The 24,617-nt window shown below is 69.8% G+C and carries 19 protein-coding genes; 6 read left to right on the forward strand and 13 right to left on the reverse strand.

What is annotated here, in order from left to right; all coding sequences use genetic code 11:
• Position 1: 1 nt before the first annotated feature.
• The 7 genes from U4012_RS07900 to U4012_RS07930 all read right to left on the reverse strand — a co-directional run bounded on the left by U4012_RS07900 (position 2) and on the right by U4012_RS07930 (position 7,745).
• Complete coding sequence (locus tag U4012_RS07900; RefSeq protein ID WP_321797490.1) at positions 2-1,213, reverse strand: glycosyltransferase family 9 protein; 1,212 nt, start codon at positions 1,211-1,213, stop codon at positions 2-4.
• Positions 1,210-1,821, reverse strand: coding sequence for a D-glycero-alpha-D-manno-heptose-1,7-bisphosphate 7-phosphatase (locus tag U4012_RS07905; RefSeq protein ID WP_044848165.1), 612 nt, complete (start codon positions 1,819-1,821; stop codon positions 1,210-1,212). Before U4012_RS07905 ends, U4012_RS07900 begins: the two co-directional genes overlap by 4 nt.
• Positions 1,812-2,564 carry an SDR family oxidoreductase gene (locus U4012_RS07910; protein ID WP_321797493.1) on the reverse strand — a complete coding sequence of 251 codons (753 nt, stop codon included), beginning with the start codon at positions 2,562-2,564 and terminating at the stop codon, positions 1,812-1,814. Before U4012_RS07910 ends, U4012_RS07905 begins: the two co-directional genes overlap by 10 nt.
• Before the next feature lie 178 nt (positions 2,565-2,742).
• On the reverse strand, positions 2,743-3,270 hold the full coding sequence (locus U4012_RS07915) for a hypothetical protein (RefSeq protein WP_321797496.1): 528 nt from the start codon (positions 3,268-3,270) through the stop codon (positions 2,743-2,745).
• Positions 3,212-6,043, reverse strand: a complete 2,832-nt coding sequence (locus U4012_RS07920) for an ABC transporter transmembrane domain-containing protein (protein WP_321797498.1) — start codon at positions 6,041-6,043, stop codon at positions 3,212-3,214. Before U4012_RS07920 ends, U4012_RS07915 begins: the two co-directional genes overlap by 59 nt.
• A gap of 53 nt (positions 6,044-6,096) precedes the next feature.
• On the reverse strand, positions 6,097-6,996 hold the full coding sequence (locus U4012_RS07925) for a BON domain-containing protein (RefSeq protein ID WP_321797500.1): 900 nt from the start codon (positions 6,994-6,996) through the stop codon (positions 6,097-6,099).
• A 383-nt stretch (positions 6,997-7,379) separates the two neighbouring features.
• Entirely contained in the window at positions 7,380-7,745 is a 366-nt protein-coding gene (locus tag U4012_RS07930; protein WP_321797503.1) for a chemotaxis protein, read from the reverse strand.
• A gap of 305 nt (positions 7,746-8,050) precedes the next feature.
• Between U4012_RS07930 and U4012_RS07935 the strand changes: the two genes are divergently transcribed.
• The gene (locus U4012_RS07935; protein WP_321797505.1) at positions 8,051-9,646 is read left to right on the forward strand and encodes an ATP-binding protein; all 1,596 of its coding nucleotides are present in this window, start codon (positions 8,051-8,053) and stop codon (positions 9,644-9,646) included.
• Between the two features lie 4 nt (positions 9,647-9,650).
• Here the strand turns inward: U4012_RS07935 and U4012_RS07940 are convergent, their stop codons facing one another.
• The 6 genes from U4012_RS07940 to U4012_RS07965 all read right to left on the reverse strand — a co-directional run bounded on the left by U4012_RS07940 (position 9,651) and on the right by U4012_RS07965 (position 16,061).
• The gene (locus tag U4012_RS07940; protein ID WP_044848162.1) at positions 9,651-9,983 is read right to left on the reverse strand and encodes a ferredoxin; all 333 of its coding nucleotides are present in this window, start codon (positions 9,981-9,983) and stop codon (positions 9,651-9,653) included.
• A gap of 29 nt (positions 9,984-10,012) precedes the next feature.
• Complete coding sequence (locus U4012_RS07945; protein ID WP_044848161.1) at positions 10,013-11,218, reverse strand: zinc-dependent alcohol dehydrogenase; 1,206 nt, start codon at positions 11,216-11,218, stop codon at positions 10,013-10,015.
• Between the two features lie 397 nt (positions 11,219-11,615).
• Positions 11,616-13,151 (reverse strand): FAD-dependent oxidoreductase, encoded by a 1,536-nt coding sequence (locus tag U4012_RS07950; protein WP_321797508.1) that lies wholly within the window; start codon positions 13,149-13,151, stop codon positions 11,616-11,618.
• A 318-nt stretch (positions 13,152-13,469) separates the two neighbouring features.
• The gene (locus tag U4012_RS07955) at positions 13,470-14,882 is read right to left on the reverse strand and encodes a PLP-dependent aminotransferase family protein (protein WP_321797510.1); all 1,413 of its coding nucleotides are present in this window, start codon (positions 14,880-14,882) and stop codon (positions 13,470-13,472) included.
• A 355-nt stretch (positions 14,883-15,237) separates the two neighbouring features.
• Positions 15,238-15,690, reverse strand: a complete 453-nt coding sequence (locus U4012_RS07960) for a phosphate-starvation-inducible protein PsiE (protein ID WP_044848158.1) — start codon at positions 15,688-15,690, stop codon at positions 15,238-15,240.
• Positions 15,687-16,061 (reverse strand): LysR family transcriptional regulator, encoded by a 375-nt coding sequence (locus U4012_RS07965; protein ID WP_415750363.1) that lies wholly within the window; start codon positions 16,059-16,061, stop codon positions 15,687-15,689. Before U4012_RS07965 ends, U4012_RS07960 begins: the two co-directional genes overlap by 4 nt.
• Before the next feature lie 417 nt (positions 16,062-16,478).
• Here U4012_RS07965 and U4012_RS07970 point away from each other — a divergent pair, with 417 nt between their 5' ends.
• From U4012_RS07970 to U4012_RS07990, 5 genes are all read left to right on the forward strand, one after another.
• Positions 16,479-17,558 carry a Dyp-type peroxidase gene (locus tag U4012_RS07970; protein WP_321797512.1) on the forward strand — a complete coding sequence of 360 codons (1,080 nt, stop codon included), beginning with the start codon at positions 16,479-16,481 and terminating at the stop codon, positions 17,556-17,558.
• Positions 17,551-18,366 (forward strand): family 1 encapsulin nanocompartment shell protein, encoded by an 816-nt coding sequence (locus U4012_RS07975; RefSeq protein ID WP_044848156.1) that lies wholly within the window; start codon positions 17,551-17,553, stop codon positions 18,364-18,366. The genes U4012_RS07970 and U4012_RS07975 overlap by 8 nt, the downstream gene beginning before the upstream one ends.
• Before the next feature lie 98 nt (positions 18,367-18,464).
• Positions 18,465-18,734 (forward strand): hypothetical protein, encoded by a 270-nt coding sequence (locus tag U4012_RS07980; RefSeq protein WP_124521663.1) that lies wholly within the window; start codon positions 18,465-18,467, stop codon positions 18,732-18,734.
• Positions 18,735-19,347: 613 nt separating this feature from the next.
• Positions 19,348-22,179: an ATP-dependent Clp protease ATP-binding subunit gene (locus U4012_RS07985; protein ID WP_321797516.1), complete on the forward strand. Its 2,832-nt coding sequence runs from the start codon at positions 19,348-19,350 to the stop codon at positions 22,177-22,179.
• A 124-nt stretch (positions 22,180-22,303) separates the two neighbouring features.
• Positions 22,304-24,583 carry an FdhF/YdeP family oxidoreductase gene (locus tag U4012_RS07990; protein WP_321797518.1) on the forward strand — a complete coding sequence of 760 codons (2,280 nt, stop codon included), beginning with the start codon at positions 22,304-22,306 and terminating at the stop codon, positions 24,581-24,583.
• The last annotated feature ends 34 nt before the right edge of the window (positions 24,584-24,617 follow it).

The raw sequence follows: 24,617 nt of genomic DNA on the forward strand, positions 1-24,617 counted from the left end.
GTCAGGTCCTCGTGATGACTTGCGCGAACGGAATCACGTTCGACCCGCTCGACGCGTTCGCCGCGACCGGCTCGGCAGCGTGCAAGGTGGCGCGCGCGGCCGCGTGTTGCGCATGGCGCGCGCTGCGGCGCAACAAGCCGTGCGTCGCCTCGACGACATCGTCGACGCTCACGCCGAGCAGGCACGGATGGCCGGGCTGGTTGCAGACGCTGCGGTAGCAGTTGCGGCACGGTACGTCGACGTTCAACGCGCGGTGCGGCACACGCCACGGCGTGTGCTGCGGATTGGTCAGCGCGTACAGATCGACGACCGGCGTGCCGAGCGCGGCCGCGAGATGCACGGGGCCGCTGTTGTTCGTCAGCAGCAGGTCGGCCGTCTCGATCAGCGCGCCGAGCTCGCCGAGCGGCAGCACGCCGGCGAGCGGCACGGCGCGCGGCCCCGCGCGTTCGCACACGGCATCGACGAGCGCGCGCTCGTCGGCGCCGCCCGTCACCGCGATGCCGTCGAACAGCGGCGCGAGCCGCGCGGCCACGTCGCCGAAGCGCTCGGCCGGCCAGCGCCGCGACGCCGCGCTCGCGCCCGGATGCACGACCAGCCAGCGCGTGTGCGCCGGCGCCGGCCGGCGCGGGCCGCCGATGCGCAGCAGCGCCGCGCGCAAGCGCGAGTGCAGCGCGCGTCGCGCCGCATCGCCCGGCTCGAACGCCATGCGCCAGTCGCACGTCTTCGCGCCGATCGCGCGGACCAGCGCAAGCTGGCGCGCGACTTCGTGGCGCACGCGCGAATCCGGCTCGGTCTCGGGCACGCGATCGGTCAGCAGTTCGTAGGGGTTCTCGCGGCAATGCGCGAGCCGCAGCGGGATGCCCGCGAGCCAGCACATCATCGCGGCCGGCAACGGGCTCTGGCTGTACACGGTGAAGATCACGGCCGCATCGAAGCGGCCGGCCAGCAGCCGGTCGATCATGTCGAGATCGACGACCGGATCGCCGCGCACGTCCGGATGCTTGACCCACGGCGCGTCGTACGTCCACACGTCGTCTACCATCGGCAGGTGTTTAGCCAGCGCGGCGCCGGTGCGCGACGTCAGCAGCGTAAGCCGGCGGCCGCGCCCGCTCTCCTTTAGCGCGCGCAGCGCGGGGGTCGTCATCAGCACGTCGCCGAGGCTGTCCAGGCGCACGCACAGAATGCGTCGCGCGCGATCCCAGGCGGCGCTCATCGCCGCACCCACGAGCCGTGGCGGCGCACGGCCTCGCGCGCGACGAGGTCGGCGGCGAGGTCGAGCCGGTCGACCACATGGTGCGGCGTGCGCGCGGCATCGAGCCGCCATTGCGTCTCGTTGCCGCGGTCGACGAGTATCGTGCCGCAGCGCGCGGCGCGGCCGGCCTCGACGTCGTCGAGAATGTCGCCGATCATCCAGCTCCACTCGGCGACCGCGCCGAGCGTGGCGATCGCGCGGCGCACCATCCCCGGGCGCGGCTTGCGGCAGATGCAGTCGCAGGTGTAGCGCGGCACGCTGCCCGCCGGGTGATGCGGGCAATAAAAAAAGTCCGCCAGCACCGCGCCGTTCGCTTCGAACAATTCGGCGAGACGCTGACGGACCGCGCCAAGCTTCGATTCGGCAAAGTAGCCGAGCGCGACGCCCGGCTGGTTCGACACGACCGCGATCGGCATGCCGGTCGCGCCGAGCGTGCGCAATGCGCGCGCGGCGCCCGGCGCAAGCTGCATCCGCGCGGGGTCGACGTTGTACGGAAGGTCCTCCAGCAGCGTGCCGTCCTTGTCGAGCAGCACCGCGCCGGGCAGCCGTCGCGCGCGACTCACGGCCATGACGTCTCCTTCATCGGCAGCACCATCAGTTCCGGCACGACGGTGCCCGGCGGCTGCGTCAGCACGAAACGCACGGCCGCCGCGACGTGTTCCGGCGGCTGCAGCGTGTCCACGTCGATGTCGGGGAAGCGATCGAGCAGGAACGGCGTGCGCATCCCGCCCGCGACGATCGCCGACACGCTCACGCCGGCCGGCCGAAGCTCCGCATGCAGCGCATGCGACAACCCGAGCAGCCCCCACTTCGTCGCGTGATACGCGGACGCATTCGGCCATGCGCGCTTCGATGCGGTCGACGCGATGTTGACGATGTGGCCGCTGCCGCGGGCCTTCATCATCGGCACGACCGCGTGGCACATCAGGTACGGGCCGAACAGGTTGGTCATCATCACCTGCTGCCAGGCGGCGACGCTGACGTCGTCGATCGGCGCGGTCACGTCGATCGCCGCGTTGTTGACGATCACGTCGACGTCGCCGAGCGCCTCGCGCGCGTCGTGCATGACCTGCAGCACCGACGCCTCGTCGCGCACGTCGAGCGGCCGTCCGACCGCGCGGCCGCCATGCCGCTCGAGGCGCTGCGCGACGGCCGCCGCGCGATCGCCGTCGAGATCGGCAACGATCACGTGTGCGCCGTGTTGCGCCAGTTCCTCGCAGATGGCCTCGCCCAGGCCGCGACCGCCGCCCGTCACGAGCGCGGTGCGACCGGCGAGCGACGCTCGCGCTGGATCGTGAGTCGCGTTCAACATGCACCTCCTGTAAGCGTCCGGAATATCGAGGCGTTGACACTTGTCGTGACAAACGTCGTACCAGAGGTACAGCGAAAACCGTGCCATTGCGCGAACGCCCGCGCCACATCGCGCTCCCCCCGCGCGCCCGCTGGCTTTTTTATAACCGGCTGTAAAAACGGGCCCGCTCGCCCTGCGCTCAGATCGCGAGCGCGTCCGGCGTCGCCTGCGCGCGGTGTTTCGCGAGCGCACGCAGGCAGTGCGCGATGCAGCCCGCGAACGCCTCGTCGAACCAGGGCTGCGCGCCCGACACGCCGACCACGATGCCGTGCTGTGCGACGCCGCCCCACAGGTTCGTGTCGCCCGCGCGCAGCCGGTACGGCTCGAGCGCCTGCACGACGTGGCCGTCGCGGCCGGTTTCCCACGACAGCCGCGCCTTCGCGCGGGCGTACGCACGATAATCGGCATCCCAGTCCTTCGGATCGGGCAGCGAGAACTCGTACAGGATCGCATCCTCGAACGCCGCGTCGCGCGGCCCGAGCGCCGGATCCATGATCACGACGTGCAGGCAGCCGCTGTCGCCGACGAAGTCGCTCTGCAACGCGGCCGACAACGTCGGCAGCAGCAGCTCGACGGCGGCGACCGCGGCCTGGCGGTCGGCGAACGCGCTACCGGCGCGGCGCTCGGTCAGGGTTTCGGGGGGCGTCGGATTCGAAAGGTTCGGCATGGATATCTCCGGAGGAAAGCGCGAGCGCCCGCAGCGTCGCGATCAGGTCGGCCGCTGCCGCGGGCTTGGTCAGATAGGCGTGGAAACCCGCTTCGACCGCGCGCGTGCGGTCGCGCTCGCGGGCATGGCCCGACAACGCGAGCGCTTCGAGCGGCGCCCGGCCGTCGCGCGCACGCTCGGCGTCGAGCTGGCGCACGCGGCGCATCACCGTGTAGCCGTCTTCCTCGTCGGCGCCAAGGTCGATGTCGCATACCAGGAGCGCCGGCCAGTCCTCGCGGCGCGTGTTACGCATCTCGTCGAGCAGCGCGTGGCCGGACGCGAACACGCGCACCTCCGCACCGGCGACCTGCAGCAGCGCGGCAAGCGCTTCGCGCGCCTCGTCGTGATCGTCGACGCACGCGATGCGCACGCCGTCGAGCGGTTTCGCGTCCGCGGCCGCAACGGCGCCCGGCCCGGAATTCGGCGCGGCGGCGTCGGCCGGTTGCAGCGACGCCGGCGCGACCGCGCACAGCGGTAGCGACAGGTGCAACGTCACGCCGACGTCGTCGCGCTCGCGAACGACGTAGCCGCCCGCGTCCTCGATCGCGCCCTGCAGCCGTTCGAGATCGGCCAGCGACAGCTCCGGCGCGTCGACGCCGGTGCACGTGATCGTGATCCGCGCGTCGGGGTCGTGCCGCGCGGTCCGCACCTCGACCCGCCCGCCGCCGCTCGTATCGATCCCGCCGCGGCACAGCTCCCACACGAAGCGCCGCAGTGCGGCCGGATCGGCCTTGACGACCAGATCCTCGTTCGACAGCTCGCGGAACACCGGCACGCCGCGGCGCGCGGCGGCTTCCGCCAGCGCATCGAGCACCTGCGCCACCAGCGGGTTGATCCGCACCGGCTGCAGCGCGAACTTCGCCTCGGTGCGCTCCAGTTCGCGCTGCTTCGCCTGCAGCGACCACATCTGCGCATACACGCCGTCGCTCGCCAGCAGTTCGTCGTGGGTGCCCTGCTCGACGAGCCGGCCATGCTCCATCACGAGGATCCGGTCCGCATCGACGATCGTCGACAGCCGGTGCGCGATGACGAGACTCGTGCGGTGCCGCGCGACGCGCATCAGTTCCTGCTGGATCGCGCGCTCCGAGCGCGTGTCGAGCGCCGACGTCGCCTCGTCGAACACGACGATCGGCGGCGCCTTCAGCAGCGCGCGCGCGATCGCGACACGCTGCCGCTCGCCGCCGGACAGCCGCACGCCGCGCTCGCCGACACGCGTGTCGTACGCATCGGGCAGCCGCTCGATGAACGCGTCGAGTTGCGCGCCGCGCGCGGCCGCGATCACTTCGCCGCGCGTCGCGTCGCGCTTGCCGTACGCGATGTTGTAGGCCAGCGTGTCGTTGAACAGGATCGTGTCCTGCGGCACGATACCGAGCGCATCGCGCAGGCTGCGCTCGGTCACGAGGCGCAGGTCCTGGCCGTCGATCCGGATCGTCCCCGCATCGGGCTGGTACAGCCGGAACAGCAGCCGCGCGAGCGTCGACTTCCCCGAGCCGCTCCCGCCCACCACCGCGACCGACTGTCCCGGCTCGACGCGAAACGACACGTCCCACAGAATCTGCCGGCTCGGCTCGTAGCCGAAGTCGACGTGCTCGAACTCGATCGCGCCGCCGCGCACCGCGAGCGGCTGCGCGCCCGGCGCGTCGCCCTCCTCTCCCGGCTTGCCGCGGGCGTCGAGCAGGCCGAACAATCGTTCGATGTTCGTCATCGCGTCGTGCGCCTCGCGGAACACGAAGCCGAGCGCATTCAGCGGCAGGCTGATCTGGATGATGTACGCGTTGATCAGCACCAGATCGCCGACCGTCATCGTGCCGCGCGCGACATGCTGGCCGGCGAGCAGCATCACCGCCGCGATGCCCGCGCCGATGCATGCGCTCTGCCCGATATGCAGCGTCGACAGCGCGTACTGGTTGTCGACGCCGGCGTCGCGCCATGCGTCGAGCACGCGTTCGAGCCGGCTGCGCTCGACGTCCTCGCGCGCGAAGTACTTGACCGTATCGACGTTGAGCAGGCTGTCGACCACGCGCGCGTTCGATTCGGCCTCGAGCACGTTCACGCGACGCTGGTAGCGCATCCGCCGGCGCGTGAAGACGGTCGTGTAGCCCGCATAGACGGCGAACGTGACGAGGATGATCGCGGTGAAGCCGCCGCCGTACTTGCCGATCACGATCACCAGCACCGAGCCGATCTCGATCGCGGTCGGCACGACGGTAAACACCGCGACGCCGAGCAGGTAGCCGATCCCGGCCGTGCCTTTCTCGAGGTCGCGCACGACCGCGCCGGTCTCGCGCTGCGAATGAAAGCGCGCGCCGAGCCGGTGCAGATGACCGAACGTGCGGACCGTAAACGACGCGACCGCGTGCTGCGTGACCTGCACGAACGTCATGTCGCGCACTTCGTTCAGCGCGTTCGCCGCGAAGCGCACGACCGCATACGCGAACAGCAGCAGAACCGGCAGCGCGACCGGCTGGCCGGCCGCGCGGCCCAGCCCGTCGACGATGTCCTTCAGCAGCAGCGGCACCGAGACGGCCGCCGCCTTCGCGAGCAGCAACAGCGCCAGCGCGGCCAGCACGCGCGCGCGGTAATGCCGGATCGCGCGCCACAGCTCGACCGCGATGCGCGCGCGCAGGCCACGTGCGTCGCGGCCACGACCGTCGCGCGGCGCGCTGGCGCTCGAGTCGCGATCGTCGCGAATGTCGCCGTCGTCACGCGGTCCGTCGTCAGAGCCGGTCGTCATGCGCGCATCGGCTGTGTCCGTGGCCTTGGCCGGGTCGTCCCGCGCATCGGCCGTCAACGGCGCGGATCGCGCTCGCGACCGGCGCCGCTACCCGGTTCGGGATCGCGCGCCGCAGGCTGTGTCGGCGTGACCGTGCGTTGGGACGGATGCAGCACCATGCCCGTATCGGGTTGTTCGCCGTCGCGGCGCACGCGCACGCGGTTCTCGACGTCGCGCACGCCCATGCAGCCGTCGGCGATGTCCTCGATGTCGTGCTTCATCCAGCGCTGCGGCACGGTGCCGTCGAGTTCGACGCGGCCGTCGCGCACCTGCACGGAGACATCGCTCACGTCGATGTCGAGCGCATGCGCGAGCCGCTCGCAGACGTCCTCGCGAATCCGCTCGTCCGAACGCGTATAGCCTTTCGGGCCGCGCCGATGCCGCATGGCCTCGCGTTGCGCGGCGTCGCCGAAGCGCGACAGGCCGGACGCATCGCCGCGGCGCTGGTCGCGCCCGTTGTAGGCGTCGTAGTCGCCCTCGCCGCCATGCCAGCCCGTCCGGTGCTGCCCGCGGAACCGCGGCTGGTCGGCATGGGCCCCTTCACGTCCCTGGCCGCCTTCCGCTGTGCGGCCGCGGTTGCCGTAGCCGCGCCCGGACTCCCACGCCGGATCACGCGAACCGCCGGGGCCGCCCGGCCCGCCCGGCGCACCACGCCAGTCGGCGCCGGCGTCTGCGCCGCGCTGTTCGGCCGACGAGCGGGCCGAGCGCTCGCTCCATTCGCTGCCCCAGTCTTCCGGGCCGACGTCCTCGCTCGCGAAGCGCCGGTACGCGGATTCGTAGTCGGCATCGTGGCGCCGGGATTCGTCCCCGCGAAAATCGCGCTCGCCGGTGTCCCGGTACGCGCGTTCGCCGCGCTCCTGCCAGTCGGGCGGGCCGCTCCGTTCGGCTTGCCGTCCGGGAGATCGTCGTTGCATCGTGTCCCTCCTTGATCGCGCCTGTGCTGATCGCGCCTGTGCCGCGTGCGGACCGGACCCATGTCGCGTCGCGGCGCACGTCGGTCAGGTCGATGCAAGTCGCGTGCCGCCCGTTGGCCAGCACACCGCGGGGGCGCGGCGAAGCCCAGGGCGGCACGCCCGCGCCGACGATCGCGGTCCACGTCGCGATCGCCGCGCAGCGCGCTGACGGGGGCAATGCGGATCGTCGCGCTTCGGCGGGTATCCCTGGCAGGGCGCACCTGGCCGGGCGCCTCTGGCCGGGCGCACCTGGCCGGGCACCATTTGCCCGGCGCGCCCTGGCCGGACGCCCCTATCTGCAACGCAATTGCAGTTTTTGCGCGAATGGTCGCCGTGCGGCGACCCTATGCGCCGCCCGCACCCGGTTCGTCCGGCGCATCCGAATCCTCGGCGCCGCCGGGCTCGCTCAGCCGTTCCGTGCGATCCGGCTCGATATCGGCGCCTTCCTCGAGCCCCGCGTCGCCATCCGCCGACGCGCGCTCGCCGGTGCCCGCGCGATCCGTATCGCTGTCGAGGGCCGCGTCGCCGCGCTCCAGCGCGTGCTCGTCGAGCGGCGAATCGACGTCGAACGGATGGCGCCGCGCGCCGGCCGTGTCGCTGCCGCTGTCGGACGAATCGCTCGGACCCAGCGCGCGGCCGTCGCGGCCGCGCCGTACGTTGTCGTCGTCCGGGCCGGCCGGTTCGTTGTCGGGGTTCAGGGTGCTGTTCATGTCGATGCCCTCGGGTAGCCGTGAAGCGGCGCGCCGCCGCCGGAGGCCGGCTTTCGCGCCGGGCCGGCCGCGGCGTGCGGACCGGAGGGCGACGCAATCGGCATGCCGCGCCACCGTCGCCGGGCCGCCACCGGCAGGATTTCGCACTGCGGGCGCGACGCGGCACAGGCCATGCGCCCCCATTGATCAGGCGATTCGACCTCCCTTATGCTTTCGGGGTGTCAATCCGATTTGAATGGCCGCAGCCGGCGCGTCCGGCCGCGGCGGGGCGGCGTTCCTCCGCCCGCATCCGACTTGCCGTTCCGATGAAGAAAGACGACGCCATTTCCGATCTCCACCCGCCGCTCGGGCCCGCCGATGCACGCGACCTGCTGCACCGCTTCGCCGAGTTCCGTTTCGAGACCGTCGTCGGGGCGATCACCGACTATGCGGTGTTCATGCTCGACGCGCACGGTAACGTCGCGACGTGGAACGCGGGCGCGGAGCGCATCAAGGGCTATCGCACGGCCGACATCGTCGGCCACCATTTCTCGCGTTTCTATCCGCCCGATGCGATCGCCGCCGGGCGGCCCGCATTCGGGCTCCGCGAAGCCGTCGCGCGCGGCCGCTTCGAGGACGAAGGCTGGCGCGTGCGCAAGGACGGTTCGCTGTTCTGGGCCAGCGTGACGATCACGGCCGTGCACGACCATGCGGGCCAGCTGGCCGGCTTCATCAAGATCACGCGCGACATGACCGAGCGCAAGCGGCTCGCCGAACTCGAGGTGTCGACGCACCGGCTCAGCGTGTTCATCGCGATGCTCGCGCACGAGCTGCGCAACCATCTCGCGCCGCTGCGCAATTCGGTCGGCGTGCTGCAGAGCCTGCCCGATCCGGCGCCCGCGCTCGCGCAATGCCGCGACGCCGTGCATCGCCAGGTCGGACAGCTGACGCGGCTGGTCGACGACCTGCTCGACGTCGGGCGCATCACCGCCGGCAAGGTCCAACTCGACCACGCGCCGGTGACCGTGCGCGACGTGGTCTGCCGCGGCGTGGAAAGCATCCAGCCGAAGCTGGCCGCACGCGAGCAGAACATTCGCGTCGACCTGCCGGCCGATCCGCTGGTGGTGCGCGGCGACGCCGCGCGACTCGTGCAGGTGCTGCACAACCTGCTCGACAACGCGTCGAAATTCTCGCCGCAGGGCGCGCGCATCGACGTCAGCGCGAGCGCCGAAGGGTCGGTCGTCGCGATTCGCATCACCGATCACGGCGTCGGCATCGCGCCGGGTTCGCTCGAATCGATCTTCGACCTGTTCGAACAGGAAAGCGTGCCGGGCCGGCGCGCGTCGGACGGCTTCGGGCTCGGCCTCGCGATCTGCCGGTCATTCGTCGAGCTGCATGGCGGAAGGATCGCCGCGGAAAGCGCCGGCCCCGGCCATGGCGCGACGTTCACGGTACGGCTGCCGCTCGAGCGCGCGATGCGCCCGACGCCCGGCGACGCGCCGGCGCCGGCGCCGCGCACGACCGAGCCGCCGGCCGGCGCGCCGCTGCGCATCGTCATCGTCGACGACAACCGCGACTCCGCCGACACGCTCGCCGTGCTGCTGCGGATCAAGGGCCACGCGCCGCGCGTCGCGTACCACGCGGACGACGCGCTGGCGCTCGCGCGCGACATCGTTCCGCACCTGATGCTCGTCGACCTGTCGATGCCCGATGTCGACGGCTTCACGCTGCTGCGCGAACTGCGCGCGATCGATGCGCTGGCCGGCACGACCTGCGTCGCGTTGTCCGGCCATGCGAGCCCGGCCGATCTCGCGCGCACCGCGAGCGAGGGCTTCGACGATCACCTCGTGAAGCCCGTCGAGATGGCGGTGCTCGACGCGCTGCTGGAGCGCGTCGCGCGCAAGGTCCACGGCGCGCCGTAGCCGCTCATGCCATCGCGCGGCACATCGCCGCGCACGCATCGCATGCCAGCGCGCAGCGCCGGCAATGGTCGTGCGCATGCAGCAGGCATTCGGCCGCGCACACCTCGCACGCACGCGCGCACAGGGCGCACACCTGCGGCGCGAGCACGCTGTCGCGCGCCATCGCGGCCGAGGCAAGGCGGCACAGCTGCGCGCACTCGATGTCGAGCGCGATGCAAGCGGCCAGCGCGTGCGTGTCGGGGTCCGCCAGGCACCCCGCCGTACACGCGTCGCATGCATGCGCGCACGCGTCACACGCGGCCATGCAGTTGTCGTAGAGATCATGGAACCCATTCATGGCAGCACTCCTCGTTGCGGTTCGCAGCGTCATGGCGTCAGCTTCACTTTCAGCCAGCCCGGCTCGCGCACGTCGAACGCGCGATACGCGTCGATCGCGTTCGTCAGCGGCTCGCAGCGCGTCAGCACGGACGCCGGGTCGAACGCACCGCTGCGCACGAGCTCGATCAGGTGCGGCGTGACGGTCCGGTGATTGCAGTTGCCCATCTTGATCGTGAGGTTCCGGTTCATCGCCTCGCCGACCGGAAACACGCGCGCCTGCGGCGGATACACGCCGATCACCGCGACCGTGCCCGCCTTCGCGACCGCGCGCACCGCCCATTGCAGTACCTGCGACGGCCCGTCGCCGGGCGTCCAGTAGCGGCCGTCGGGCTTGCGGCGCGGCGCGACGGCGTCGACTTCCGCATCGAACGCACGCGCCGCGTCGTGGTCGGCGGCGGCCGGCCCATGCGTCGCGCGCATCGCGTCGACGCCCACCGCATCGATCGCACGATCCACCCCGATCCCGCCGGTGAGCCGCAGCACCGTGTCGACGGGGTCTTCCTCGGAGAAGTCGATGGTCTCGGCGCCTTGCGCGCAGGCCATCTCGAGCCGCGACGCGATGCGGTCGATCGCGATCACGCGCCCGGCGCCCATCAGCTTCGCGCTCGCGATCGCGAACTGGCCGACCGGCCCGGCGCCGAACACGGCCACCGTGTCGCCCGGCTTCACTTCCGCGAGCTGCGCGCCGAAGTAGCCGGTCGGAAAAATATCGGACATCAGGATCGCCCGGTCGTCGTCGATCGCGTCCGGCAACCGGATCAGGCTCGCGTTCGCGAGCGGCGTGCGCGCGTACTCGGCCTGCAGCCCGTCGAACGGCCCCGTGTCGGCCGGGCCGCCGTAGAACGCGGTGCCCGCGCGCGGCCCGCCCGGGTTCGCGACGTCGCATTGCGCGGTGTAGCCCGCGCGGCAGTACACGCAGCTGCCGCACGCGATCGTCGACGGAATCAGCACGCGATCGCCGCGCTTCAGGTTGCGCACGTCGCGCCCGACCGTCTCGACGATGCCGACACCCTCATGCCCGAGGATCGTGCCCGGCTTCATCCCGCCGAGCGTGCCGCGCACCATGTGCAGGTCGGTGCCGCAGATCGCGCTGGCCGTCAGGCGCACGACCGCATCGGTCACGTCGACGACTTGCGGGTCGGGTACCGTATCGATGCGAATGTCGCCGATGCCGTGAAATACGACTGCTTTCATGTCAGGCCCTCCTTGTCGAAAGCGGTAACGGTGCAAGTACCGTCGCACTGTTCGAGCAAGGCGCGCGCCCGTGCGCGCAGGGGTCGGTGCGGTGCGTGGTCAGCCGGCCGGTGCGTCGTCGTCGATCGACATGCCGATCGCGGCCGGCAGCGCGGCCGTGCGGCGCATCGTGTCGACTGCACCTCCATGTCGGCACCGGAAATGCCGGATTGTTCGCGCTCGGGTTCACGATCACGAACAGCGCCGCGATCACCTCGGTCGAGAAACCGCAGTCGAAAGTCACGGGAGTCTGTCCGGCTCGGCGGTCTCTGCGCAAGCCGCGACGATGCGATGACAGTTGTGTACGCAACTCTTTTTTTCAGAGCGCGTACCGGTCAGCGCACAGTCGGCAGCCCGTTCACGCGCGCGTCGTCCCCTGCTGCTCGAGCGCCGCTTCCGCGCGCAGGCAGTCGAGATCGCGGCCGATCGTCGCGACCGCCAGCCGTGCGTTGCCGCGCCAGAACGCGACCGAAGCGTCATGCGCGCGCAGGTCGCCGTCGATCTCGACGCGGTCCCATTGCTCCGCATGTCCGACATAACGGACCGTCAGGTCGTAGTGCTGGCTCCAGAAGAACGGCACCGCGTCGAACGGCCGCTGCTGGCCGAGCATGTTGCGCGCCGCGGCGATGCCCTGCCGCTCAGCAACGACCCAGTGCTCGACGCGTATGCGTTCGCCCGTCAACGGATCGGGCCAGCGCGCGATGTCGCCGGCCGCGTAGATGTCCGGTGCGCTCGTCCGCAGGAAACGGTCGACCGTCACGCCGCGATCGACGGCCAGCCCCGCATCCTGCGCGAGCGCGAGGTCCGGATGCACGCCGATGCCGACCACCACCACATCGGCCGGCAGCGCGTCGCCGTTCGACAGCGTCACGCGCTCCGGCGCGATCTGCGTGGGCGTCGCGCCGAGATGGAACCCCACGCCGTGCGCTTCGTGCAGCGCGCGGATCGTGTCGCCGAGCGCTTCGCCGAGCACGCGCGCCATCGGATGCGCGTCGGGCGCGACCACCTGCACGTCGAGCCCGCGCGTGCGCAGCGCGGCGGCCGCTTCGAGGCCGATGAAGCTCGCGCCGACCACGACGCAGCGCCGCGCCGTCTTCAACTTGCCGATCAGCGCATCGCAATCGGCGCGCGAACGCAGCACGCACACGTGCGGCAGATCCGCACCCGGCACGGTCAACCGGTTCGGCTCGGCGCCGGTGGCCAGCAGCAGCGCGCCGTAGCCGACGCGGCTGCCGTCCGCGAGCTCGGCCGCATGCTGCGCGGGATCGATCCGCGTGACGCGCGTGCCGCAGCGCACGTCGATGCGCTGCTCGGTATAGAACGACGCACCGCGCAGCGGCAGCCAGTCGGCTTCGGCCGTGCCGGCCAGATAGTCCTTCGACAGGTTCGGCCGGTCGTACGGCGGCTCGCTGTCCGCGCTCAGCAGCGTGATCGCATGCGGATAGCCTTCCTGGCGCAGCGTCACGGCCGCCGCGATCGCGGCCGCACCGCCGCCGACGATCACCACCGACGCGGGCAGCCCCGCCGCATTCAGCGCGGGCGGCGATGCGGCTGGCCGCGCATCGAGCACGACCGCGCGGCCGTCGCGCCGCTCGACGCGCCAGCACGTCAGGCCGTCGAGCGCCGGCGCGCGTAGCAGTGCGCCGGTGCGCAGGCAGAACGCCGCGTGATGCCACGGACAGCGGATCGTATCGCCGACCAGCAGCCCGTCGGCGAGCGGCGCGCCGTAGTGCGGGCATTGCGCGCCCACGGCAAACAGTTCGTCGGCGCGGCGCACCAGCAGCACCGTGGCGTCGCCGACCTGGCCCTCGATCATCGCGCCGTCGGCGAGGTCGTCGAGCGCGATCCCCTGCGCGAGATCGGGACGTGAAGACGAGGCGTCGCTTCCGGACATGGCGTGGCTCCCGGAGTGTGGGGTAACGATCCCATTATCGGCGTCCTTCCCGAAAAGAACAGGTACAGACGACCCCGCAGCGCACGCAAACACGGACTGTGGCTTGTACGCGATCCGCGACCGGCGTGGAACGTCATCGACGCTGCGGCGCAACACGCCGGATGCGCGTGCGCGGGGGGCCGGCGAGCCGAGCAATCCGCGTACCGCCGCGCCTTCATCCCGTCACGAGGAGCGACCCGATGGCGACCGTTCTGTGCGTGCTCTATCCCGACCCGGTCGACGGCTATCCGCCGCATCACGTGCGCGACGCGATTCAGGTCATAACGCGAGCTTGCCGACCGTGACGATCGCGCGTTCGATGTCCGGCGACCACGGGCTGCTGTAGTTGAGCCGGATGAAATTGCGGTAGGTGTCCGCGATCGAGAACATGTAGCCGGGCCCGATCGTGATCCCCTGCTCCAGCGCGAGCTGGTACAGCCGCATCGCATCGACCTGCGCCGGCAACTCGACCCACAGCACGTAGCCGCCCGCCGGGCTCGAGATGCGCGTGCCTTCCGGAAAGAACCGCGACACCATCGCGCGCATCAGGTTCGCCTGCTGCGCATACGCCTTGCGAATCCGCCGCAGGTGATGCTCGTAACCGTCGCGTTCGAGGAACTCGGCGATCGCCAGCTGCGGCAGCGACGGCGTCGCCAGCGTGTTCAGGAACTTCAGCTTCTCGACCTGTTCGCGATAACGGCCCGGCAACGCCCAGCCGATCCGGTACGCGGCCGTCAGGCTTTTCGAGAACGACGCGCAGTGCAGCACGATCCCGTTGCGGTCGAACGCCTTCAGCGCACTCGGGTGCGCATTGCCGAAATACAGTTCGTTGTACACGCCGTTCTCGATGATCGGCATGTCGATTTTAGTTGCGAACTCAACCAGTTCGCGCTTGCGCTCGTCGGGCATCTGGAAGCCGAGCGGATTCTGGAAGTTCGGCATCACCATGCACGCGGCGATCGGCTGAGACTTCGCGATCGCCGCCAGCGCCGCAATGTCGATTCCGTATTCCGGATGCGTCGCCACCTCGATCGCCTTCATCCCCATCCGTTCGATCGCGTGCAGCATCGCGTAGAACGTCGGCGACTCCACCGCGATCGTGTCGCCCGGTTTCGCGACCGCCTGCAGGCACAGGTTGATCGCCTCCGTCGCGCCGACCGTCACGATGATCTCGTTCGGGTCGACCGACATCCCGTTTTCCAGGTAGCGTCGTGCGATCTGCCGGATCAGGCGCGGATGGCCCGGCGGCAGCCCGTCGGTCACGCCCCACAGCGACTTGTCGCGGCCGGCCGCATACGCATAGCGGTTCAGCTTCTCGAACGGAAACAGGCTCGGGTCCGGGTACGGCGAGCCGAGCGGCACCGCGTCGTCGGTGCCGATCGCGCGCAGCGTGGACAGCACGAGCCGGCTCACGTCGACCGACGACGAGATCGCGATCGGCTTCGACGGCCGCAGCTCGCGCACCGGCGCGTGCCCGTCGTCGTTGCGCAGGTTGACAAAGTACCCCGACTGCGGACGGCTTTCCAGCAGCCCGCGGCTTTCGAGCAGCAGGTACGCGTGCAGCACGGTCGTGATGCTGATCCGGTGCTGCTGGCTTGCCTGCCGCACCGACGGCACACGATCGCCATGTCGATACACGCGTTGCCGGATGAGTCTCTCTATGTCGTTCGCGAATTTCTCGTAGAGCTTCATCCGCCTCGCCCCGCCAGCGGTGAACCAGCCTGCGACGCACAGGTGCGCGTGCCGTGCCGCTGCACGAAGCCGGATAGCCGTGTCCGGCCGCGGGCGTTCCGGTGCGAGCCACGTCCATTACCGAAATTGAAGGCGGATAGCAATGCGAAATCCATCATGAGAAGGATCGGCATCCTACTGCGTCATTTCGGCGAATGTAAGTGACAGTTTGGCGATCAAACCTCAAATCGCACACGTGTGGTGAACAGATGGAAACGCGGCAGCCGCGAGTCGGCGCCGCACCGAATCAATCTCGGTATAACGAAATGAGCTGCCGAACCGACGCCCCCATCGATCGGGCCCGCACACACACGCATCACCGACGCGCATGCACGTCGTCCTCGACGTCGTCGACCTCCGCCGGAAAGCGATGCTGGCCGAAGCTGAGGATCAGCACGCCTACCGCGAGCAGCACGATTCCGAACGTGGTCATCAGCATCCGCTCGGGGCTGTCGGTGGCGCCGCGCAGGATCAGGTCGCGCGCGAGCGACGTCATCGCAATGAACAGCGGAAAGCGCACCGGCAGCCGGCCGAGCCGCAGGTAACGCACGTTCATCGCGAGCACTTCGAGATAGAGGAACATCAGCAGCAGGTCGGTCAGCGACACCTCGCCCGCGAGCACGACCTTCCACGCTTCCTGCGTCATCGCGAACGCGGTCGCGAGGCCGATCACGATCAGCCCGGCCAGCTCGGCCGCGTGGAGGAAGTGTCCGAAGCGGCGGCGGATGCGCTCGGCGGCCGTATCGGCGGAAACAGTGGACGTATTCAAGGCGATGACCGGTGCAATGAGGGTTGTGCCGCGATCGACGCTGGGTCGACACGGCGGATGGTTTCGGGCGGCGGAAAGGCCGCGACGCGCGCATCGGGAAAGGTTGCGCACGCACCGGCCGCGTTGGTGGCCTGCGCGACCGCGGACAGCGTGCGCCGGCAGCACTGGTGGAACGCGACGCCGGCATCGGTACACGCCACGTCGCCGCCCGCACGCGCCAGCAACAGCCGGCAGCCGAGATACCGTTCGAGGCGGTCCAGCCGCTCGCTGACTTGCGCGCGTCCGAGCTTCAGTTCGGACGCCGCGGCGGACACCCCGCCATGCTCGACCACCGCGACATAAATACGCATCGCTTCCAGCAGGTTCATCATGATGGTCCTCGTCGGCGGGCGGAGCGAACCTAATCTACTGCACGCGCCACGCCCGCTCAAGAGCACAGCGCCGCAGGTTTCAGGAGTACAGCTGCCCGCCCGCGACGCAGAATCGGACCCCGATCAACCCATTCGAATGACAGATTGGCGATACGTGTTCCAAAGACCCGCCGAAGCTGCTAGATTGCATGCTCGACGACGTTACGCGGTGCGGCGAGGTCGCGCGCCGGGCGAACGCGCGGCCACCGAGCCTGCCTCCCCCTTGCGCGCCCGGGCGGCAGGCCGCCGCCGCTGCGGCCCGTTGCGCGATGCCCGCGCAACGTCCTTCATCCGCATGTCACAAAGAGAACAGTCGCATGACACAGTCCAACCGTTCGTCTTCGCGCGCCGCGGCATCCGCGGCCCGTCCGTCCCGACATGACTGACCGGCAGGCCGCGATGCAAACCCGTCCCCCGCTTTCCCAGGCCGTTCACAGCCCGGTCACGCGCAGCGCGATCTTCCTCGTTGCCACCGTCAACCCCGGCGCCGAGCGCGCCGACACGATCCGCGCGTGGTGCGGCGACATCGCCGCGCTCGTGCGCTCGGTCGGCAAACGCGTGCCGGACGGCAACCTGTCCTGCGTATGCGGCTTCGGCGCCGACGCCTGGGATGCGCTGTTCGGCGATCCGCGCCCCGCGTCGCTGCATCCGTTCCGCGAATTCGGCGCCGGCCAGCGCGTCGCGATCGCGACGCCCGGCGACATCCTGCTGCACATCCGCGCCGACGCGATGGACCTGTGCTTCGAACTCGCGACCCAATTGCTCAGCGCGCTCGGCGACGCGGTCACGGTCGTCGACGAGGTGCACGGCTTCCGCAACTTCGACCAGCGCGCGATGATCGGCTTCGTCGACGGCACCGAGAACCCGGAGGGCCGCGACGCGGTCGACTTCACGGTGATCGGCGACGAAGATGCCGAATTCGCGGGCGGCAGCTACGTGATCGTGCAGAAGTACCTGCACGACATGGCCGGCTGGAATGCGCTCGCGGTCGAGACGCAGGAGCGCATCATCGGGCGCACCAAATTGTCCGACATCGAGCTCGCGCCGGACGTGAAGCCGTCGTGCTCGCACAGCTCGCTGACCACGCTCGACGAGAACGGCCAGGAAGTGAAGATCCTGCGCGACAACATGCCGTTCGGGCGCCCCGGCTCCGGCGAATTCGGCACCTACTTCATCGGCTACGCGCGCTCGCCGGCGCCGATCGAGCAGATGCTCGAGAACATGTTCGTCGGTCGCCCGCCCGGCAACTACGACCGGCTGCTCGACTACAGCCGCGCGGTCACCGGCTCGCTGTTCTTCGTGCCGTCGGCCGACCTGCTCGAGGCGCTCGCCGATCGCCCCGCACCGGGCGCCGAAGCCACCGCCACCGCCGCGCAGCCGGCCCCCGCATCGCCCGAGTCGCGTCGTGACGGCTCGCTGAACATCGGATCGCTGAAAGGAGCCAAAGCCTATGAATAACCTGCACCGCGAACTCGCGCCGATTTCCTCGTCCGCCTGGGAGCAGATCGAGGAAGAAGTCGCACGCACCTTCAAGCGCTCGGTGGCCGGGCGCCGCGTGGTCGACGTCGAGGGCCCGGCCGGCCCCGAGCTGTCGGCCGTCGGCACCGGGCACCTGCGCGAGGTCGCGGCACCGCGCGAGCTGGTCGGCGCACGACTGCGCGAAGTCCGCACGATCGTCGAGCTGACGGTGCCGTTCGAGCTGAGCCGCGATGCGATCGACAGCGTCGAGCGCGGCGCGCGCGATGCCGACTGGCAGCCGGCGAAGGACGCGGCGCAACGCCTCGCGTTCGCGGAAGACGGCGCGATCTTCGACGGCTATCTGGCCGCGGACATCGTCGGCATCCGCGAAGGCACGTCGAACCGCAAGCTCACGCTGCCGGCCGACGTCAGCGCGTATCCGGACGCGATCAGCGACGCGCTGGAAGCGCTGCGGCTCGCCGGCGTCGACGGCCCGTACTCGGTCGTGCTCGGCTCGGACGCCTACACGGCGCTCAGCGAAGCGCGCGACCAGGGCTATCCGGTCCTCGGCCACATCAAGCGCATCGTCAGCGGCGAGATCATCTGGGCGCCGGCGATCAGCGGCGGCTGCGTGCTGTCCACCCGCGGCGGCGACTATGAACTGCACCTCGGCGAAGACGTGTCGATCGGCTACACGAGCCATACCGACAAGGTCGTTCGCCTTTACCTGCGCGAAACGTTCACGTTCCTGATGCTGACGAGCGAGGCATCGGTGGCCGTGGCGCCGCAGGGCAACCCGGCGACCTGACGTTCCGCCCGCGCGATGCCCGACCGGCATCGCGCCCACCGGCCGCATGGCCGGCCGCACGTTCGTCGCCGATCGAACCATCCTGCATGGAGCGAGAAATGAGCGAATCGAATGAAGCACTACAGGCACTGCAAGCGTCGATCGACAGCCTGAAGCAGGCCGTCGACGCGAACGCGAGCCGCCAGGCCGGCGACACCGCCGTATTGTTCACCGTGGTGGCGCTGATGCTGGCCGAACTGCCGCCCGACACCCGCAACCTGATCGAGGATTCGTTCTCCGTCTGGGCCAATGGTCTGCAGAATGCGGCACTGTCAACCGACGTGAAGCAGATCGCACGGCAGAAACTTGCGATGACGCTCTCCGACTGACGCCGCCGCCTCGCCACGGTTGGGCCATGTCCGGCCCGCACCGTGCAACCCGCCCGCTTCGCCAGCGGCCGCGCGCCACGCACCGGTTGCGGTGCGCGCGCGGCCCGGCCTGACCCGTGCGCGCACGCTGCCGCGCTGCGCGCTCGCGCCGCCGATGCGCGCGCGCCGTACTGCGTCGCGCGCATCCCTTCCCGTTTGCTCCCTGCCGGCGCCCTGCGCGCCGATGTCGCACCGCGCTTCGCGCGCGTCGCACGCCGCCACGTTTGCGCAGCCCGCGCGCCGCACCCGCACGCGCGCTCGTCTGTACTCCTTGCATCTCATGCTCGCACGCTTGTGAGGGTGCAATTCCCGGCCGGGCCGATGCGGAACTGTGTCTTGGAGGCCCCGGGCCGATTCGCTATTTTGAACGCAGTCGAAGTGATGGCGCAGGCGCCGCGAAGCAGCGGTATTGCCGGCGTCGAGCACGGCCGGTCGCCATGCCGGCGCGCGCGGCGCGACGGCGCCGGCATGGCGCGCGCGCCGCCGGTCGCGTCGTGCGGCAGGCACGCCCCGGCGCCCTCGAGCATCGGGACTTCCGTTTCGATTCACGTTCATTGACAGGAGCCAGACCACCATGCCCGCACTTTGCGACATCTGTCACGCCCGGCCGGCCGTCGCGCGCGCCACCGTGATGCAGGACGGCGAGCGCAAGACGATCTCGATCTGCGACTACCACTTCCGTCAGCTGATGCGGCATCAGAGCATGCTGAACCCGTTCGACTCGCTGCTGGGCGGCGGCGCGTCGTCGCTGTTCGGCGAGTCCGGCGACACGTCGCCGCTCGCCGCGGAGATTCCGCGCGAGTCGGTCGACCCGACCGACGCGTTCAGCGAGCAGACGCTCGAACTGCTGCAGCGCGCGGCCGAGAAGGCGCACGAGCTTCGCCGCAGCGAACTCGACACCGAACACCTGCTGTACGCGCTCGCGGACACCGACGTGTGCGCCGCGCTGCTGAAGGAACTGAAGCTGTCGCCGCAGGACATCAAGTCATACATCGACGAGCACGCGCACACCGGCACGGCCTCCCCCGATGCGTCGCTCGACAAGCTGTCGATCTCGCCGCGCGTGAAGAAGGCCGTGCAGTACGCGTTCCAGGCGTCGCGCGACCTCGGTCACTCGTACATCGGCCCCGAGCACCTGCTGATCGGTCTCGCGTCGGTGCCGGACAGCATCGCCGGCACGCTGCTGAAGAAATACGGCGTGACGCCGGAGGCGCTGCGCCAGAAGGTCGTGAAGGTCGTCGGCAAGGGTGCGGAAGACGGCCGAGTCGACGCGCCGACCGGCACGCCGAATCTCGACAAGTTCGGCCGCGACCTCACCGCGATCGCGCGCCAGGGCAAGCTCGACCCGGTGCTCGGCCGCGCACAGGAAATCGAAAGCACGATCGAGGTGCTCGCGCGCCGCAAGAAGAACAACCCGGTGCTGATCGGCGAGCCGGGTGTCGGCAAGACCGCGATCGTCGAAGGCCTCGCGCAGCGGATCGTGAACGGCGACGTGCCCGAAGTGCTGCGCGGCAAGCGGCTCGTCGAAGTCAACATCAACTCGATGGTCGCCGGCGCGAAGTATCGCGGCGAATTCGAGGAGCGCGCGAAGCAGCTGATCGACGAAGTGACCGCCAAGCATGACGAACTGATCCTGTTCATCGACGAGCTGCATACGATCGTCGGCGCGGGCCAGGGCGGCGGCGAAGGCGGGCTCGACATCGCGAACGTGCTGAAGCCGGCGCTCGCGCGCGGCGAGCTGAGCCTGATCGGCGCGACCACGCTGAACGAATACCAGAAGCACATCGAGAAGGACGCGGCGCTGGAGCGGCGCTTCCAGCCGGTGTTCGTGCCGGAGCCGAGCGTCGAGCAGACGATCGTGATCCTGCGCGGGCTGCGCGACAGCCTCGAGGCGCACCATCAGGTGACGTTCGCCGACGACGCGTTCGTCGCGGCCGCCGAGTTCGCCGACCGCTACATCACCGCGCGCTTCCTGCCCGACAAGGCGATCGACCTGATCGACCAGGCCGCCGCGCGCGTGCGGATCGGCGCGACCTCGCGCCCCGTCGACATCCAGGAAGGCGAAGCGCAGATCGCGCAGTTGAAGCGCGAGCAGGACTACGCGACGTCGCGCAAGCGCTTCGACGAAGCGAAGCAGTTCGAAGAACAGATCAATGAGAAGCAGAAGTCGCTCGACGAAAAGATGGAAGCGTGGCAGCGCAAGACCGGTTCCGAGACGCTCGAGGTGACCGTCGAATCGGTCGCCGAAGTCGTGTCGCGGCTGACCGGCATCCCGGTGTCCGAGCTCACGCAGGAAGAGCGCCAGAAGCTGCTGAAGATGGAAGAGCAGCTGCGCGAGCGCGTGGTCGGCCAGAACGACGCGGTGGTCGCCGTCAGCGACGCGGTGCGGCTGTCGCGCGCCGGGCTCGGCCAGACGCACCGGCCGATCGCGACGTTCCTGTTCCTCGGGCCGACCGGCGTCGGCAAGACCGAGCTCGCGAAGGCGCTGGCCGAGACCGTGTTCGGCGACGAGCAGGCGATCATCCGCATCGACATGTCCGAGTACATGGAGCGGCACGCGGTCGCGCGGCTGATCGGCGCGCCGCCCGGCTACGTCGGCTACGACGAAGGCGGCCAGCTCACCGAGCGCGTGCGGCGCCGCCCGTACAGCGTGATCCTGCTCGACGAGATCGAGAAGGCCCATCCGGACGTCTACAACGTGCTGCTGCAGGTGTTCGACGACGGCCGGCTGACCGACGGCAAGGGCCGCGTGGTCGACTTCAGCAACACGATCATCATCGCGACGAGCAACCTCGGCGCCGCGATCATCATGGACAACCTCACGCAGCCGGAAGCCGCGCGCAAGACCGACAAGGCGATCCGCGAGCAGCTGATGCAGGTGCTGAAGGGCCATTTCCGCCCCGAGTTCCTGAACCGGATCGACGAGGTGATCGTGTTCCATGCGCTGTCGAAGGAGAACATCCGCTCGATCGTGCAGATCCAGCTCGACCGCGTGGTGCGCACCGCCGCCGCGCAGGACATCACGCTCGTGATGGGCGACTCGCTCGTCGAACACCTGACCGAAGCCGGCTACCAGCCGGAGTTCGGCGCGCGCGAACTGAAGCGGCAAGTTCGGCAGATCATCGAAACGAAGCTCGCGAAGGAGATCCTCGCGGACAAGCTTCAGTCGGGCGACCGCGTCGAAGTCGACTACGACACGGCCGGCGACACGGTGACGTTCAACAAGCTCGCGCCGCCTGATGCGAAGGACGCGAAGCAGGACGCCGACGGCAAGGCCAGGCCGAACGGCAAGGCCGCGAAGGCATCGGCCGATGAAAAGGATGACGAAGCAAAGGCCGATACGCCGCCGCCCGTCGCGAAGGCATCCGGCAAGAAGTCGTCCGGTGCGAAGAAGGACGCGCACTGATACCACGCGGGCCCGGATGCCCGGGCCCGCATGACCGGCGCCGTCCGCCGGACGGCGCCGCCCCACGCCGCGACGCGGCGCAACCCGAGCCACCCCGCAGCGGGCCCGGCTCATGGAGATTCACATGACAAATCGACGCGACGTGCCAGGCATCAGGAAGTACGATGGGCCCGCCGGCGGTTGGGGCGCGCTTCGCGCGACAGCCGAGGCCGTGCGCACGCAGATGGAAACCATCGAGGCGCCGATCGTGCTGATGCGGACCAACCAGCCCGACGGTTTCGACTGTCCCGGCTGCGCGTGGCCCGACAAGGAACACAAGTCGACGTTCCAGTTCTGCGAGAACGGCGCGAAGGCCGTCACGTGGGAGGCCACGACCAAGCGCGTGACGCCCGAGTTCTTCGCGGCGAACACCGTGTCGTCGCTGCTGCGGATGTCCGACTACGAGCTGGAGAACATGGGCCGGCTCACGCATCCGCTCGTCTACGATCGCGCGACCGACACGTTCCGCGCGGTCGAATGGGACGACGCGTTCGCGCGCATCGGCGAAGTGCTGCGCGCGCTGCCGCCCGAGCAGGTCGAGTTCTATACGTCGGGGCGCGCGTCGAACGAAGCCGCGTACCTGTATCAGCTGTTCGCGCGCGAGCTCGGCACCAACAACTTCCCCGACTGCTCGAACATGTGCCACGAGCCGACCAGCGTCGGCCTGCCGCAGTCGATCGGGATCGGCAAGGGCACGGTGTCGCTGGAGGATTTCGACCACTGCGAGCTGATCATCTCGATCGGCCACAACCCCGGCACGAACCACCCGCGGATGATGGGCACGCTGCACGAGTGCTCGCGCCGCAACGTGCCGATCATCGTGTTCAACCCGTTGCGCGAGCGCGCGCTCGAACGCTTCGCCGATCCGCAGGACATGATCGAGATGGCGTCGTTCGGTTCGACGCGCATCGCGTCGACGTACTACCAGGTCGACGCGGGCGGCGACGCGGCCGCGCTGAAGGGCATCATGAAGGCGCTGCTGCAGCTCGAGGCCGAGCGCGGCGACGTGCTCGACCGCGACTTCATCGCGCAGCACACCAGCGGCTTCGACGCGTTCTCCACCGACCTGCAGGCCACGTCGTGGGACGACATCGAGCGCGCGAGCGGCCTGAGCCAGGCGCAGCTCGAGCAGGTCGCGCTCGCCTATGCGAAATCGAACGCGACGATCGTCACGTACGGGATGGGCGTCACGCAGCACAACAAGGGCACCGCGACCGTGCGCCTGATCGCCGACCTGCTGCTGATGCGCGGCAACTTCGGCAAGCCCGGCGCGGGCGTATGCCCGCTGCGCGGCCACTCCAACGTGCAGGGCAACCGCACGGTCGGCATCACCGAGAAGCCGTCGGCCGAGTTCCTGCAGAAGATCGAGGACGTGTGCGGCTTCAAGCCGCCCGCGCATCACGGGCACGACGCCGTGCAGGCCATGCAGGCGATGGTCGACGGCCAGGCCAAGGCGCTGCTGTGCCTCGGCGGCAACTTCGCGGTCGCGCTGCCCGATCCCGAGCAGTCGTTTCCCGCGATGGCGAAGCTCGATCTCAGCGTGCATCTCGGCACGAAGCTGAACCGCTCGCATCTGCTGGTTGCGAAGGAAACCTACATCCTGCCCGTGCTCGGCCGCACCGAGCTCGACATGCAGGCGAGCGGCCGGCAATCGATCACCGTCGAGGATTCGATGTCGATGGTCCACGCGTCGGCCGGCAAGCTCAAGCCGGCGTCCGACGCGTTGCGCTCGGAGCCCGCGATCGTCGCGGGGATCGCGCATGCGACGCTGCCGAACAGCAAGGTCGCGTGGCTCGACTTGATCGCCGACTACGACCGCATCCGCGACCTGATCGACAAGACGGTGCCCGGCTTCGAGGCGTTCAACGAACGGATCCGCACGCCGGGCGGCTTCCGCCTGCCGCTGCCGCCCACCGAGCGCGTGTGGCCCACGCCGACCGGCAAGGCGATGTTCTCGGTCTACACGGGCGTGAAGGAAGACGCGGACGTGCTCGGCGCCGAGCAGGTGCTGCGGCTGATCACGCTGCGCAGCCACGACCAGTACAACACGACGATCTACGGGCTCGACGACCGCTATCGCGGCGTGTTCGGGCGGCGCGACGTGCTGTTCATGAACGCGGCCGATCTCGCGAAGTACGGGCTCGAACACGGCGACCTCGTCGACATCGAGACGATCACCGCCTCGGGCCGCACGCTGCGCCTCGAGAAGATCACCGCGATCGAGTACGACATCGCGCCGGGCTCGGTCGGCGCGTATTACCCGGAAGCGAACGTGCTCGTGCCGCTCGACTACATCGACAAGGAAAGCGGCACGCCGTCGTACAAGTCGGTGCCGGTGCGGGTCGCGCGTTCCGCGGTCGTCTGATCCAAGGGCCGGCAGGTTCGCGATGTGCGGTGCG

Source organism: Burkholderia sp. BCC1988, assembly GCF_905339895.1.
In the GTDB taxonomy this organism is placed as follows: domain Bacteria; phylum Pseudomonadota; class Gammaproteobacteria; order Burkholderiales; family Burkholderiaceae; genus Burkholderia.

Bases quoted from the DNA above. Each gene is read 5' to 3' on its own strand.
- U4012_RS07900 (WP_321797490.1), bottom strand. From the start codon at position 1,213: ATGAGCGCCGCCTGGGATCGCGCGCGACGCATTCTGTGCGTGCGCCTG.
- U4012_RS07905 (WP_044848165.1), bottom strand. From the start codon at position 1,821: ATGGCCGTGAGTCGCGCGCGACGGCTGCCCGGCGCGGTGCTGCTCGAC.
- U4012_RS07910 (WP_321797493.1), bottom strand. From the start codon at position 2,564: ATGTTGAACGCGACTCACGATCCAGCGCGAGCGTCGCTCGCCGGTCGC.
- U4012_RS07915 (WP_321797496.1), bottom strand. From the start codon at position 3,270: ATGCCGAACCTTTCGAATCCGACGCCCCCCGAAACCCTGACCGAGCGC.
- U4012_RS07920 (WP_321797498.1), bottom strand. From the start codon at position 6,043: ATGACGACCGGCTCTGACGACGGACCGCGTGACGACGGCGACATTCGC.
- U4012_RS07925 (WP_321797500.1), bottom strand. From the start codon at position 6,996: ATGCAACGACGATCTCCCGGACGGCAAGCCGAACGGAGCGGCCCGCCC.
- U4012_RS07930 (WP_321797503.1), bottom strand. From the start codon at position 7,745: ATGAACAGCACCCTGAACCCCGACAACGAACCGGCCGGCCCGGACGAC.
- U4012_RS07935 (WP_321797505.1), top strand. From the start codon at position 8,051: ATGAAGAAAGACGACGCCATTTCCGATCTCCACCCGCCGCTCGGGCCC.
- U4012_RS07940 (WP_044848162.1), bottom strand. From the start codon at position 9,983: ATGAATGGGTTCCATGATCTCTACGACAACTGCATGGCCGCGTGTGAC.
- U4012_RS07945 (WP_044848161.1), bottom strand. From the start codon at position 11,218: ATGAAAGCAGTCGTATTTCACGGCATCGGCGACATTCGCATCGATACG.
- U4012_RS07950 (WP_321797508.1), bottom strand. From the start codon at position 13,151: ATGTCCGGAAGCGACGCCTCGTCTTCACGTCCCGATCTCGCGCAGGGG.
- U4012_RS07955 (WP_321797510.1), bottom strand. From the start codon at position 14,882: ATGAAGCTCTACGAGAAATTCGCGAACGACATAGAGAGACTCATCCGG.
- U4012_RS07965 (WP_415750363.1), bottom strand. From the start codon at position 16,061: ATGATGAACCTGCTGGAAGCGATGCGTATTTATGTCGCGGTGGTCGAG.
- U4012_RS07970 (WP_321797512.1), top strand. From the start codon at position 16,479: ATGACTGACCGGCAGGCCGCGATGCAAACCCGTCCCCCGCTTTCCCAG.
- U4012_RS07975 (WP_044848156.1), top strand. From the start codon at position 17,551: ATGAATAACCTGCACCGCGAACTCGCGCCGATTTCCTCGTCCGCCTGG.
- U4012_RS07980 (WP_124521663.1), top strand. From the start codon at position 18,465: ATGAGCGAATCGAATGAAGCACTACAGGCACTGCAAGCGTCGATCGAC.
- U4012_RS07985 (WP_321797516.1), top strand. From the start codon at position 19,348: ATGCCCGCACTTTGCGACATCTGTCACGCCCGGCCGGCCGTCGCGCGC.
- U4012_RS07990 (WP_321797518.1), top strand. From the start codon at position 22,304: ATGACAAATCGACGCGACGTGCCAGGCATCAGGAAGTACGATGGGCCC.